General features: G+C 43.6%; 8 protein-coding genes. 5 read left to right on the forward strand and 3 right to left on the reverse strand.

All coding sequences use genetic code 11. The features are described 5' to 3' along the window. Positions 1-18 precede the first annotated feature (18 nt). The 3 genes from ACO6VG_RS13970 to ACO6VG_RS13980 all read right to left on the reverse strand — a co-directional run bounded on the left by ACO6VG_RS13970 (position 19) and on the right by ACO6VG_RS13980 (position 2,526). A protein-coding gene (locus ACO6VG_RS13970; RefSeq protein ID WP_422474173.1) for an IS3 family transposase occupies positions 19-1,583 on the reverse strand; the annotation gives its coding sequence in 2 pieces (ribosomal slippage) (positions 19-1,130 and positions 1,130-1,583; 1,566 coding nt in all). Between the two features lie 314 nt (positions 1,584-1,897). Then, a complete protein-coding gene (locus tag ACO6VG_RS13975; RefSeq protein WP_422132875.1) occupies positions 1,898-2,173 on the reverse strand; it encodes a helix-turn-helix domain-containing protein in 276 nt (91 codons plus the stop codon). Beyond that, positions 2,170-2,526, reverse strand: a complete 357-nt coding sequence (locus ACO6VG_RS13980; protein WP_422132876.1) for a type II toxin-antitoxin system RelE/ParE family toxin — start codon at positions 2,524-2,526, stop codon at positions 2,170-2,172. Before ACO6VG_RS13980 ends, ACO6VG_RS13975 begins: the two co-directional genes overlap by 4 nt. A 342-nt stretch (positions 2,527-2,868) precedes the next feature. Here ACO6VG_RS13980 and ACO6VG_RS13985 point away from each other — a divergent pair, with 342 nt between their 5' ends. The 5 genes from ACO6VG_RS13985 (at position 2,869) to ACO6VG_RS14005 (ending at position 14,830) form a co-directional block, all read left to right on the forward strand. Further along, positions 2,869-3,129 carry a hypothetical protein gene (locus ACO6VG_RS13985; RefSeq protein ID WP_422137414.1) on the forward strand — a complete coding sequence of 87 codons (261 nt, stop codon included), beginning with the start codon at positions 2,869-2,871 and terminating at the stop codon, positions 3,127-3,129. Between the two features lie 102 nt (positions 3,130-3,231). Beyond that, on the forward strand, positions 3,232-7,644 hold the full coding sequence (locus ACO6VG_RS13990; RefSeq protein WP_422474382.1) for a hypothetical protein: 4,413 nt from the start codon (positions 3,232-3,234) through the stop codon (positions 7,642-7,644). 48 nt (positions 7,645-7,692) lie between these two features. Beyond that, positions 7,693-9,945, forward strand: a complete 2,253-nt coding sequence (locus ACO6VG_RS13995) for a hypothetical protein (RefSeq protein ID WP_422132880.1) — start codon at positions 7,693-7,695, stop codon at positions 9,943-9,945. Positions 9,946-10,149: 204 nt separating this feature from the next. Continuing rightward, positions 10,150-11,298: a hypothetical protein gene (locus ACO6VG_RS14000; RefSeq protein WP_422474384.1), complete on the forward strand. Its 1,149-nt coding sequence runs from the start codon at positions 10,150-10,152 to the stop codon at positions 11,296-11,298. A gap of 172 nt (positions 11,299-11,470) precedes the next feature. Further along, positions 11,471-14,830, forward strand: coding sequence for a hypothetical protein (locus ACO6VG_RS14005; protein ID WP_422474386.1), 3,360 nt, complete (start codon positions 11,471-11,473; stop codon positions 14,828-14,830). The last annotated feature ends 11 nt before the right edge of the window (positions 14,831-14,841 follow it).

Below are 14,841 nucleotides of genomic sequence, written 5' to 3' on the forward strand. Positions count from 1 at the left end.
TGTCCCGAAAACTGAATTTTAGGCTGCCTTTTTCTCGTTAATTCTTGCTTCAGACAACCGCTCAGGATTCAGTGCAACCGCACCTACAGGCTCCCAGTTTCTAATAACTCCTGACCAGCGCGTTGGATTAGCTTCTCGCGCTTTGGTGTACACCTGTTTCCGGTGATTCAGGATTTCCTGATCTCTTTTCTCATGGCGTTGCGCAGGTGTCACAAAGCGGATTGAGCTATGGCGGTGTTCATTGTTATAAAAGCGCTCAAACTTCAGCATCCACTGTCGACTTTGTTCTAACGTCAGAAAACCTTGAGATGGCCACTGAGGACAGTACTTCACCGTTTTAAAGATCGATTCTGCAAATGCGTTATCATTACTCACCCTTGGGCGACTATGAGAGGGAATAATGCCCAATTCCTCAAGCTTGGCCTTAAAGGTACTCGACGTCATTGGAGCCCCATTGTCTGAGTGCAGTACAAGCGGTGTTTTAGTGCATTTTTCAGCCACCATTGTCCGGTTAATCAGTTCACTGGCTAACTCACCAGACTCATGGCTATGAATCTCCCAACCAACAATCTTACGACTGTAAACGTCCAGTATCAGGTAGAGGTACCAGAACTGGCCGCGTACCCTGGAAGGTATGTAACTGATGTCCCAACACCAGACCTGGTTAGGGCCAGTGGCAACATAGGTTGTCGGCTTGTTGCTTTTCGATCGCTTTCTTGAACGACCGCGGTGGTGCAACTGACCATGCTTTTTCAAAACACGGTAAAAGCTAGATTCAGAAGCAACGTATACTCCCTTGTCTGCAAGGGCTGGCACGATCTGCGATGGTGGCAGGCTCGCATACTCATCTTCATTACTGATAGTCAGAATACGTTGCTCCTCTTCCTCAGTCAGTTTGTTAGAGGGTACCGGGCGCAAGGCATCCGGGCGTTTGTCCGTTAACACTGCACCATTGTCATCGCGCCAGCGATTCAGTGTTTTCAGGGATATTTCCAATTGTTCAGCAGCCTTCCAGCGAGAAGCGCCGTTTGCTATAGCCTCATCAAACCATGTCAGCAGTTGGCGGCGCTTATCGACAGGTGTCAGTTGTCCTCGCTGTCTATCCCGTAGAAGGCATCGAGCTTTTTTGATAGCACCAGCAGGGCTGCAGCTTCTGCCAACGCCTTGTCTTTACGGCGAAGCTCTTTTTCAAGGCTCTGATTGCGCTTACGCTCTTGTTTTAATTGCTTGCTTTCCTGGTCTGCACGCTGAGAAGCCTGAACAGCACCTGAAATACAAGCGTGCTTCCACTCCTTGACTTGTTGAGGATAAAGCCCTTTTTTACGGCAGTATTCACTTAACTCTGTTTCTGACAAAGCAGCGGTTTCAACGACCACGGCAAACTTGCTTTCAGCGGACCATTGTTCTGATTTTTGTTCGTTCCCTGGCACAGGTAATCCTTTGTCCCGTAGTTTTTTACGCCAATTATACAGGGTTTGTTCGCTGATACCTTCCTCTCTGGCAACATCCGGCACAGAGCGATTGTGTGGTGGTAACAGTTTTTTCAAAACAGCTGATTTACGTTCCTCTGAAAAACGAGGCATATTCAACGTCCATCGCCCACTGTCTAGCTTTTATTGGTTAATCAGTGAGCGGGACAACTATCCTGACACAGCGGGATTAGTTCGCACCACAAACCCGGCAGCAACTTCAGGATGAAACAGGCCCTCTAATGCAATGGCTGGATATCCGGGGGCAGGGCATCATTCGAAACAAGGCTCAGTATTACTCACGATTACAAGCATTGAGAGAGCAAAAGGAGACTGGGAAAGCTGGTTACTGTTCATACTTGAAGCAGTGTTAGAAACGTCGCAAGAAGCCACAGCCCTGATGGGTGAAATAAAAGTCCAGATGCAGGTTATACTAGCCGAATTTCCAGCTTTTTACCCAGGGCAGCAGCAAAGCGCTCAAGTGTGGAGAGTTTTACATCCTCAGAATTGTTTTCGATACGGGATATCGCGCTTTTATGGGTTTGAAGCTTTTGTGCCAGCTGGAGCTGGGTCAACCCTGCTTCTTTTCTGGCCTCCTTGAGCAATACTCCAAACTTGAACGACTCATAGTCCTCATCATAACCGTCGGAAAATTCCGGGTCTCGGGCTTTCCTATCTTGAATGTATTGATCCAGATCACTCATGGTATCCTCCTGTTCAGATAATCCCTGCGACGCTTTTCTGCCAGCCTGATGGCTTTTGACGGTGTCTTCTGTGTCTTTTTTTGAAAAGCGTGATTTAATACGATCAGGCTGCTTCCGTCAAAGAAACCCAGCAGACGAAATATATCACTTCCAGATTGAACCCTAACCTCCCAGATTTCCTCAGTGCTAACCAAATTTTTAAAATAACTGCTTGGTACTTTCTCCTGCTCCTGAACCAGCTTCAGAACCCAGGTAACTTTTCGAGCCTGCTGGCTGCTCAGGGTATTCAGAAAATCAGCAACAGGCGTTTTGCCGTCTTCCGTTGTATAGAAACTGATTACACGAATGGTCACAGGTTAACACAGGTGTAAACTTTTTCCAGCCGGGTTCTGGTAGAAAATTCGGGTTCTGCCAGCCAGTAATGGATATAATCAGCGATATTTTTTGACTCGTTCCCACGGTCCACCGTGGGAATGCACACCTCCCCAACAAGTCAGGCACAGTAAATGAAGAGAGCCTATGGGTTCCAACGCAGGAACATGGGAACCAGACTGATGCTGAATCTAGAGCTCGTGCCCAAAGTGCATCCTTTGAGACTGATGCTCTGTTCAATGCCCTCAGCCAAAAAGCCTTCGCCGGAGAGCTATAAGCCGAACTGAATATTCATCCGATGGTGGCATGGTATCCGTGCTACCATGCAATCCATGATCGCTTCATCCAAAGACAAGGCAACAGCAGATATTTTTAACGATAAGGCTTCCCGCCTGGCCCGCAAAGTCTGTCCACAGTCGTTTTGGCAAATCGCCGCAAGAAAGCTGGATCAGCTGGATTCTGTGCTAATCCTGGATGAACCACCGGGTAACTGTCGTGAAGCCTTGACCCGAGACCGGAAAGGGCGTGAAATTCGTATGATTTTTTTGCCGGAATCAAAAATATTGACTAGGCTCTTGCACTGATAGCGGTCACCATGAGTTGTTGATGCCTGTTTCAATGGTAAAAACAATAAAGACCATTATTTGTTTTCGTGCGTTCATCAATGATTGGATTTAAACAATCTCATGAGAAGATACGCATTATTTTTTATTTTTACCCTGCAGTTGTCCTGGGCAAGCATCAGCAATTCAGATACGGATAATCACGGTTATCGTGAAGCTGAAAGCGGGTTAAATACACTTTCACCTTTTGATTTTGAGTTTCACAGTGTGTCGCCATTGGGCTTCTTTTTCCGTCTTGGAGATGATTTTACTTATCGACGTTATGGCGATTATTTATCACTGAACGGTTTGCGCACACTGCCCACGCTGGCGTTTAACGCCATGATTTACTGGATGGTGAGTAAAACTACAGCCTCCGTACTGAGCCGCTGGACAGAAAACCCTTTGGTGCTGCACACCGCTCAAGTCTTGTCCATGGCCATTTTGCCCGGTGTAAAAAGTGCCTTGTACACTTGGTATACCGGGACTCGTTTGGGATCAGAACAAATTCAGGTGGACCCTCCTCACATTCGCAAGCGATTTTACCTGGAGCTGATTTACCAGCAGCAAAGTCACCAGCAGACTTTGCGAATAACGCCATTCCCGTTGAACCCATCCATCAGCCCCTGGTTGGCCGAGACTCCATTAGCTGAGGGTTACTCCCCCTGGCTGGAGCTGTACGAGGCCAGTTCGCAACACGGTGTCGTCCATATTGATCTCTCATGGGTTTCACCCATGGCGGCAAATGCCATTCGCATTGATATTGACTATTCAGACAAAAGCAGGGAGTCAACTTTAGTCACACTGACCAACACTGGAAACTCAGAAAGTTTACCGGTGAGTATTGAGTCGTTGTTGCATAATGAGGCGAAAGATTTTGCCAATGGTTTTTCCATTGCTAGCCTGCTAAGCGATGCGGTCATTAAAAACACCATAGCTCTGATCCAAAATCCGGATTCGGCCTCAACCAACCTCCCTGTGTCACAGGTCGCTGGCAAGGTTGAATTTGAGGCGGATGGTCATAGCGGTCAGCTCTCACTTTGTGGCGAGCAGCAACCCGAATGCAACAGCCATCTGCAATTGACCTATAAACTGTTTCCATACCCGCATTTTGGTATGACTTTGCAGGGGCAGCAGGACATCAAAACCAGCGTTGACGCGACCATTAAACAGCTGGCGAATGCCAACCGCGCTGAGCTGATTCTGCAACTGCTGGAAAAGGCGGTTCTACACTTTTTCATAGCCTCTTTTCAGCAAAACAATCAGGAGCCAGAGAATGCTGGCAAGCCTTATTTTCAGGCCTCCTCTCAACATAACGAAAGAAGCCTTAAAACGATCATAACCCCCCCTCACGATAAGCTTGCTAAAGCGTTGCAGCCAGTGGTTAAAACGTTGATGCCGGAAGGTGGTATCTGGAAATCAGGAAAGCTCTCCGACGTTCCACCGGTGCTGTGGGTACTGCATCCTGCGTTATTTAGAAGTTTTATGGTAAAGCCCGAAGTCTCATCATCCGGACCTTTAAAAAGGTTTAAGGTTAGTCCGGGTGTGAACACCGCTCTTCTTACCGGGAAACAAGTCGAGTTGATTCAAAAGGTCCTTGATGGCAAAGCCAGTGAAATCACAGAAGATGAGTTCGTGAACGTTATCGACTATTTTTCAATAATAAATTCCAGGCAATATGTGCCTGATGCTTATCTAGAATCACCCAGCCTTATGAAAGACTTTGTGAGGAATGGTGTTTTATGCGCTGACGAAATACCAGTAGATAAACTAACTAAAGATATACTTTTAGCTCAGAGCGATGGTATTCGTACCCTTACCCGCTATGATAAATTACCTGATGAATTGAAAAAAGATCTTGATTTTCTTATTGAATTTTCAGGGCGTTATGGCATTCCCTACAGCACACCAGCAAAATTGGCAATTTTTATTTATTGTCACTTGGACACCGTGGAAAAAATAGGGTCCTTGCATCGTCTTCCAGCCAGTTTTAAAAGTGACTACTTATACGACGAGCTCATTCGTTCAGGAATGATCGAGCTTGATTACCTTCCAGAACGCATTAAAAATAAAAACAAAGCCTTCTGCCTTTCACAATTGGCAAATGGCTTTTGTGAATTATCAGACGTTCCGATTCATTTTATGACAAAAGAATCCATCCTGAGTTCGATTAATAATGGTAAACATTTGCTTCGTAATTTTCGTAGAATTTGTTCCGATGAATACAAAATGTTCACCAGTGATCCTGTTTTTTATGAAGAACTACTGGTCAAGTTCGTCACAGTCGAATTGGGAATGTTGGATAAGTTCGATTCTGTATTATACTCTGATTTAAACGATTCCTGCTTGTGTGAGGTGCATAATTCTGCATTAAAAAGATATGAGGCAGATGGGGAAAAATTTGGTTTATTATTAAAAAAACTGACAAAAGCAAATCCTTTTATTTTGCTTTACACTGTAAATCTGGATGCTGCCTTGCTTCAGGAATTAATCGGCATAGCAAAGGAGTCATTATTAGACATATTAAGCAGGAGACCTAAAGTAAGTCATGGCTTATACCCTGGACTAATTGATGGTTTCTTTGACAAAGTGAATGCAGATGAAAGTTTTAAAGTCCGTGTCCTGAATATTGTTTCTCCTTATGTTCTTGCTCATATTGGGGAGTCTTTCAAACCCCGTATTCGTTTTCCAGAGCAAATCCTCAAGGAGCAAGATAAAATGGTGCTCAAATCCAGGCCCTTTCACAAGGGAAAAGAGCATCTTCTGTTCAGAAAGTTACGGCCTGTCGATCGTAGCATTGTAGTAGAATACATTGAACGACACAGGGAGTTTGTGTACTTTTTTAAAGACAAAGAATATCTCGAAAGTTGCTGCACTGACCCGATACTCCGGCAAAGACTCATATATACATTTGCACAAAGGCTTGTTGCCAATAAACATGATTTATTGCATGATTATAAGGATAATCTGCCCCGACAATTGCTGGATGATACTCTTGATTTTCTCAAAGATCCGGCACTTTTTTTCAAACTGGATTCTTCTGAAAAACTCACAGAACCCGTTAATCCTCTGGAATTTCAACTGCCCAATACTTCGGCATTCGAATTACTGGTGGCTCTTCACGCATTTGGTGTTCATTTTGCGGATCAAGATTCCACTCGACAATTAAAGTCAGAGTTCGTTCGTGCCGCTGAAACAGAGTTTCAACCGGTTTATCCTGGTCAACATCCGATAACACTGTTTGAGAAAGAAGGTACCATCGTTGGTGGACGTACACTGGCAATAGCCAATGGTGAAGAGGTTGATTACTATAAATTCCATCGGGTCGGAGAGTTGAAGACGGCCCTGGCGAAAGAAGGCATTATGCATCAATTTGCTGCCAAAAGTGACCGCTTTAAAAGTCAGAAACCCCATTTTGGACAGTACCTTCTGGTGCTGGAAAAGGATCTTCCCAAGGGTACCCAAGGTTTCACTGATTGCTTACAAGCGAGCGATTTTGATGGTAAAAGAGCCAGTCTGGTTTATCACTTCAAGGCGACAAACAACTTTGCTAAATACGCTCACACTCCTGATGTAACCGGAACCCCTTATGCGACAGCTGAGCAGGGTCTACTGAAGGGCATTCATGATATTGGCGTACTTAATGGCCAGTTTGGCATTATGCCTAAGTCCAGGTTACCGTCCTATCACGCTAGCCAACGTCCCTGGGTGTTCCTGAGTCCGTTGTTGGACGAGTCACTTTATTCTGTCTTCCCCTTACCCAGAGAGTTTACGGGCTGGATCGAAGCTATTGAACGTCCTGAATTCGGCTGGAATGGTTTAAGGGATTGGGGCAATATGGAGTCCTATGGCGCTGTGAAAAGTGGCCTGACTAAGAGAGACTTAAAAACTACGGATTATTCTCCGGAGGTTTTGCAACGGCTAAGCTTTGCCAATGCTATTTGCGAAAAATTGCTGTCAGCCGTGTTGTTGAGATCGCGCCTGCGTCGCAACTCCCCGGATTATCATTATCAAAATCTACAGGCAGTGAAAGAGACAGAAAACTTTATTGAACAGCTACTTAACGAATACCTTTCGGGTTTGTTTGCAAAAGAAAAAGAATTACAGCCCAAGTCAAGATTGCAGAAATTGATGCGACTTGACGATGCTAAATATCGTTCATGGTTGACTCGTACAGCCCAGGAGATTCTATACTGGACTGCCCTGCAACCTGATGAGGTCACAGACCCTTGTGCTTTTACCCCTTCTGGCGAGTGCTATTCAGAACATCTGAAACGCAGTGGACGCCTGGATAAAACACTGTACCCGAAACATTTACACCCCCTGGATGAGCATAAAAAATTTCCCAGAGATTTCCGCCTGGCTACTGGTCAGTCCATTCTTGGGGCCAGGCGCTCTGTTTTTCCCCTGATCAGTCTGGTTAAGGGGCTTACCCTGTTTGTCAGTAATATTTTTGCCTACGAAGACCAATATACCGAGGGTGCTGATTGGGAGTAGCGTGGATATCCGCCATTGCATCCTGCATCCAGGGTTATTTAGATTATTTTGTGCCGTCCTGGCCCGGGCTGGGGTCTTTTTCCGACTCTGTGTTTTTTTGGAACTTCTGACAGAGCTAAAGCCGATGTTCCAGAAAATGCTAGAGAAAATCAGGGCAATATCTCCGGCAGAGTCGTCAGACCTGTCAGCGATGGAACGTTGGGCTTCAATCGAGAAGATTTCGAATCAGAACCCACAAAAGATCAAAAAGAGACCGGAATGTCCTCCAGAGTGGTTGTTTTAGATATAGATACCTGTGAAGCCAGTGTACGCAAAACAAAGCTGAACTTTAATGATGCTGTAGATATTGGTCTTTCGATAAAGTCCGAAGCATCAACACCCGGAACTTTAAAAAAGCTTAAAGCGAGCCCGGGCACGAGCAATGCTATCTTTACGGAAGAACAAGTCGAGCTGATTCAAAAGCTTATTGATGGTCGAGGCCATGAACTCACAGAAGGTCAATTCACTAAAATTATCAGCTTTATAAGACGACAAGACCTTAGCCGATTTTTGCCTCGAGCTTATCATCAGTCGCCAATTCTTATGAAAGAGTTTGTAAGACATGGTATTTTTGCGATTCAAGAACTACCAAAAAACAAGCTAACCAAGGGTATACTATTGGCCCAGCCTATGTATATACCTTTCCGATGTGGCCTCGATGATCTAACCGATGAATTGAAATGTGATATTAATTTTCTTATTGAGTATTCGAATCTGTATGGTATTCCCCAAGATACACCATTCAGTCTGGCCGTTTTTATTTATAGCCACTTGAATACCACAGCGAAAATGAAATCGCTGGAAAATCTTCCAGTCAGTTTCAAAGATGATGATTTTTATGATGAACTTATTCGCTCAGGAATGATAAGGCTTAAAGACCTTCCAGAATATATTAAAAGTAAAAACGAAGCTTATTGTCTGTCACAACTATCAAAGGGTTTGTGTGATTTGCCAGAGGTTCCGGCTCAGTTTTTGACAAAAGAAGTTATTTTGGATTCGCTCAGTAGCTGTAATTGGTATCATAATTTTGAGAGTATTTACTACCAGAAATGCAACCTGTTCACCAAGGATTCTGTCTTTTTTGAAGAAATCATGCTCAAGGTGGTAACTGCTGAATTGGAAACAAATAATCTTGTCGATGATGCCTATCGAAGGTCCCTGTTCAGGGTATATTCTCTTGCTTCGAAACTGTATGAAAATGACAAAAAAAAATTTGGTCTTTTATTAAAAAAACTGGTGAAAGTTAATCCTTTTGTATTGAATTCTATTGGGGGTTTTAAGGGTGAGCAGTTTCAGGAGTTAATCGATATAGCAAAGTATTCATTATTGGACATATTAAGTAGTAGGCCTGAAGTAAGCCAAGGTTTTAGTATTTTGGCTCTTTATGGTTTCTTTGAAATAGTTAATGCAGACAGCGCTTTTAAAACCCATGTTTTGAATGTTGTTTATCCTTATTTTCCTGATCATGGGATCGAGTATCTTCCAGATGAAATTCAGAATGAGCTGGATCGAATAGTGCTCAAATCTGAAGCCTTTGATATGGGATGTCATCACATTCTGAACAGAAAGTTATTGCCCGCTGACCCTCGCACTGTAATTGACTATATTGAACGGAATCGGGAATTTTTGAGGCTTTTTAACAATAAAGAATATTTGGAGAAGTCTTGCAATGATCCAATAGTCCGGAAAAGGCTCATTCCAATACTTGCAGAAAGGTTAGTTACTAATAAAGAAGATGTATTGTATGTTTGGCAATTTTGTCTCCCCCGACAATTATTGGATGATACTCTGGATTTTCTCAAAGACCCGGCACTTTTCTCGAAACTGGATGCTTCTGACAAATTGTCAGAACCCGTTAATCCTCTTAACTTTCAGCTGCGCAATACTTCGGCACTCGAATTAATAGACGATTCCAAATACCGTTCATGGTTGACTCGCACAGCTCAGGAGATCCTTTACTGGACTGCCTTGCAACCCTGTGAGGTGACGGACCCTTGTGCCTCTCCCCTCTCTGGTGAGTGTTACTCGGAACACTTAAAGCAGAAGGGCTGTCTTGATGAAACATTGTACCCGAAACCTCTGCATCCCCTGGAAATACAGAAAAAATTTCCCAGAGACTTCTGCAGAGCGAATGGTCAGCTCAACCTTGGAGCCATTAACGCTGTTTTTCCACTGGTCGCTCTGACCAGGGGGCTTACGCGGTTGGTCAGCAATATTTTTGCCTACGCAGGTCAATACGCTGAAGATGAAAGTATGGAATGACCTGGATATCCACAGTTCATCCTGTACCTCAGGCTATTCACATTGTTTTTTGCGACACTGACCCGGCCAGAGGTCTTTTTTCAGCTCTATGATCTTACTTTTTTTGGAACTTTTGTTAAATAAACGGGTCTAGAATACGTATGCATTCTTTAGATGGGCTCTCCCTCGACAAGATTACGGACAATTAAAGTAAGGAATAAAACAATGGATCGATTACTACAACCCTCATTTGATTATGGGGTAACTCCCTCTACTTCTACTGTTGGAACAGATGATAAAGTAGAAAATGCTCCAGCGAATCAGGGCAAACTCTCCGGCAGAACCGTCAGCCCTGTCAGCAGTGAGCCGGTGGGAGCCAATTGCCCCGATTTGACAGCAGATCACATAACCGGACCAAAAGATCAAAAAGAGATCGGAATTTCCTCCAGAGTCGTAGCTTTGACTGTAGATGCAGCCGCTACAAACAAACCAGAATTTGATCTTGCCGGGCCTACAGAACCCGCACACCCTAAATTCGTTGCACCTTTGCAGCCAGTGGATGAAACATTGATGCCAGTAACCCGGCTTCCTGTTTCCCGTGAGCATCCGGAGCAATCGCTGGATGAGCATCAAATGACTGCGCCAGTACCCGGTGTTGTAAAAACAGGTGCTGAAAAATCACCGGCAAAGTTTCAGGAAAATGACATAATACTGCTCTACCCACAAAATTCTGTCAGCCCCTCCGGTTTTGATTTGCATGTCAATCCGGGAAAACTTAAAGATGCTCTTACATCGCATGTCCATAATAGATTGGTTTTTCTTTATGATCATAACCGTAGAGACGATTGGCCTGCCAAGGATGAAGTGAAGTCACTGGCAGATTCAATATTAACGAGGTTGCCGACAGCGTTATATGAGTTTCTGAATAAAGACTGGTCTGGTAGAGACAGTTTTGCCCCCGAGGAGTATCAAGCTTTGGTGAAGTTCCACGGTGCATTTATTTTTTTTGGTAAATACGATTATTTGAAAGGGGTTTTTTATGAAGAAAAAGGTACGGAATACCCGACGTTCAATCCGGACGAAAAGTACAGTGAATTAAAAAAACTCTTGCTCAAGGACTGCCTACCTCTGCGTAATGGCTGGAGTGAGGACGAACGGGTGATTATTGAAGAGTGGTTGAACATCGAACTGACAAATTGCCAAGACTATCCTGACTGGGAGGAAATCGTTACCTATATAGATTATTGTCATTATGGCCCGTTAAAAGCCGATTGTGTTTCTGTTTGCAATGACCCATGTTACTGCGTGCTTGAAAATCGGGCTGCATATAATCGCATTAAAAATCTTGAGAGCCAATTGGAAGAATTGCAATAACACAACCACTCTTTCAGGCGGATTAACGTTTGAATTTTATCGAATTTTTTTTCAACTCTGCGATTCTTCTTTCTTGGAACTTTCGTTTAATTAACGGGTCTAAATTCTAAGCATTCTTTGGGAAATCTCATCCTCGTCAAGATTAAGGACAATTAAAGGCAGGGAAAAAACGATGGAACGATTATTTCAACTCCCACATAATGAAGGACCAGCTACTTCTACTTACATTGCTGCAGCCGATGTTCCGAAAAAGAATAAAGCAAATGATGGCAATGCTTTCGGCAGAAGCGTCAGCCCTGTCAGCGTTGAGCTGGTGGAAATCAATCACGCAGATTTCACGGCAGTAACAGGGCAAAAAGATCAAAAAGAGATCGGAATTTATTCCAGAGCCGTTGCTTTAGATGGAGATAACCGTGAAGCCACTAAACGCACATCAAAAATGGACTTTACCGATGCCAGAGATATAAAGTCCGAAGCACAATTACCCGGACCTTCAGAAAAGCCTAAAGTCATTCAGGATGCAAACACTGCTCTCATAAGCGACCAACAAATCAAGCTGATTAAAAGTCTCATGAATGGTGAAGAAGGTAGATTCACAGTCGATGAATTTATAGCTGTTATCGACTTTCTTGATTTTTGTCCTGAAAAAAAATTACCTGAAGATTATTACAAATCACCCACTCTTTTGTCAGGGATAATAAGAAGTCATCTTTGGGATGTTTTCAAACTGGACAGAAGTGATAAAATGAGGGAAGTATTACAATCAACACCCGAAAGGAAAAAACAGATATTATTGACTGATGTCAGGAAAACGGGGTTAAGGTTTCGCTACATAAGCCTTCCTGAAGAACTAAAAAACGATATGGACTTTCTGACTGAATACTCAAGTTTGCAGGGTATTCCTCCTGATACACCGCCGAAACTGGCTGTGTCGATCTATGAGCACCTGGACATAGGAGCTAAAATAAATTCTATCAATGTTCTGCCGCCCAGTTTTACAGATGAAGGCTTTTATGATGAGCTTGTCCATTCAGGAAGAATCGAACTTAAATATCTGCCATTCTACATCAGAGACAAAAACAAAGAGTACTGCCTTTTGCAATTATCAAAAGGTCTCTGCAGGTTATCAGAGGTTCCGGATCAGTTTATAACAAAGAAGGCTATTTTGGATTCGATCAATAGTGACAGTTTGCATGTTGATTTTATCAATATTTTTAAAGATGATACCAAGTATAAGATGCTGAGCAATGATTCTGACTTCTTTGAAGAAGTCGTTCTCAAGTTTGCTTTAACAGCGTTGGAAAGAGAAATGAAATTCGAAGATTCAAGAGCCTATCCATTGTCTTCTGTTTATCAATGTTGTATAGATAGGTTCAGGGATGACAGGGGGAAACTTGCTTTATTGTTAATAAAACTGGTAAAGGCTAATCCTTTTTTTGTTATAAACGTTGAAAGTCAGGATGACAGGTTGCTTGAGGGATTGATTAAAACAGGAAAAGAATCACTGTTAGAGATGTTAAGCATTAGACCTGTAATAAGTCAGGGTTTTGATACGAAAGTTCTATCTTTGTTCTTTAAGAAAGTTAAAGCAGACGATAATTTTAAAAGCGATGTTATGAATGTTGTTTTTCCGTATTTTCCTGAAGATTATTCCCGTAGTTTTCCGGAAGATATATTACTAAAGCAAGATGCTATGGTTCTGGCTTCTGAACCTTTTGATGCTGGAAAAACGCATATTTTAGATAGACGTATAAAACCTGATAAAGCCGAACTCATAATAGATTACATTGAGTATTATCAATCTTTTTTACGTCGTTTTAATAGCAAAAAATATTTGGAGAAGTGTTGTACGGATGCAACAATCCGGCAAAAACTTATTCATGTTCTGGCTAACAGAATCATTGCAGACAAGCAGCTGTTCATGTCGGAGTGGAGAGGTTGTGTACCCCGAAAATTAATTGACGATACTCTGGCTTATCTCAATAATCCTGCCCTTTTCTCAGAACTGGATGTCTCAGGCACATTAACAGAGCCGGTGAATCCACTCAAATTTCAACAACCCAATACGTCGGCATTTAAGCTGCTGGTGTCTCTCCACGCATATAGCTTTGAGTTTGACGAAAAAGACGCCAGTCGTCAGTTGCAATCAGAATTTGACCGTGCAGATCGCACTTATTTTGAACCGGTTTATTGCAGTCTGAATCCATTGTATTTTCCGATGAAAAGGCTTGGGCTGTGGGTTGATAGTATTGAACATCCATTATCACTATTTGAAGGCGAGGGAGCCATCGTGGGTGGTCGTACACTGGCAGTAGAGAATGGTGAGGACGTTGATTACTATAAATTCCAGAGACTTGGAGAGTCCGTAGCCACCCTGGCACAAGAAGGTATTATGCATCAATTTATTGCCAGGGTGACCAATAACCGCTTTAAAAGCCAGCTACCCCGTTTTGGTCAGTACCTTATCGTAATGGAAAAGGATCTCCCCAAGAGTATTCGAGGTTTCAGTGACCGTTTACAGGTGATCAATATTAATGGGAGAAGAGCCTTCCGGGTCTACCACTTCAAAGCGACAAAAAACTACGCTAAATACGCTCATACTCCCGATACAACCAGCAGCCCATACGCAAACGCCGAGCGAGGCCTGTTTGCCGCCATTCACGACATTGGCGTACTTAATGGCAAGTTCGGCGTTATGCCTACTTCAACGATCCCGGCATTTCATGATACCGGACGACGTTGGGTGTTCCTTACTCCATTGTTGGGTAACTCCATTTGTTTTGCCTTGCCATTACCCGGAACCTTTGGAGGCTGGGTTAAAGCCATTGAACGCCCTGACTTTGGTTGGGATGGTTTACGGGACTGGGGCGATGTTGAGTTTTTTGGCTCCATGAGCAGCGGCCTCTCTGCCAGAGACTCAAAAACTTCGGGATATACTCCCGAGGTTCTTCAGCGGTTAAGTTTTGTCAATTCCCTCTGTGAAAACCTGCTGGCAGCCGTGTTGTTAAGAGCACGCCTGCGCCGCGACTCTGCGGATTATCATTATCAAAATCAACTGGCAGTGGAAGAGACAGAAAACTTTATTGAGCAACTACTGGACGAATACCTGTCAGGCTTGTTGGCAAAAGAAAAAGAGTGTCCGCCCAAGCCAAGACTGCAAGAATTTATTGGTCTTGACAATAACACATACCGTTCATGGCTGAAGCGGACAGCCGAGGAAATCCTGTACTGGACGGCAAAGCAGCCCAGTGAGGCCAAAGACCGTAGTCCACTTGATCCTTCTGTCGAGTGTTTCTCAAAACATATAAAGGCTACTGGAAATCTGGATGCCACATTGTACCCAGAAGGTTTGCGTCCCTTCGATAAGCATTTAAAATTCCCCAAAGACTTCCATAATGTGAATGACGAACTCAATCTGGGAGCCAATAACGCCGTCTTTCCTCTGGTCAGTCTGGTCAAGGGGCTTACGTTGTTAGTCGGCAATATTTTTGCGTTCGCCAATCAGTACACTGAAGATGAAAATAGGGAATGACATGGGTATTC

Source organism: Endozoicomonas sp. ALB032, from assembly GCF_049310125.1.
Classification (GTDB): domain Bacteria; phylum Pseudomonadota; class Gammaproteobacteria; order Pseudomonadales; family Endozoicomonadaceae; genus Endozoicomonas_A.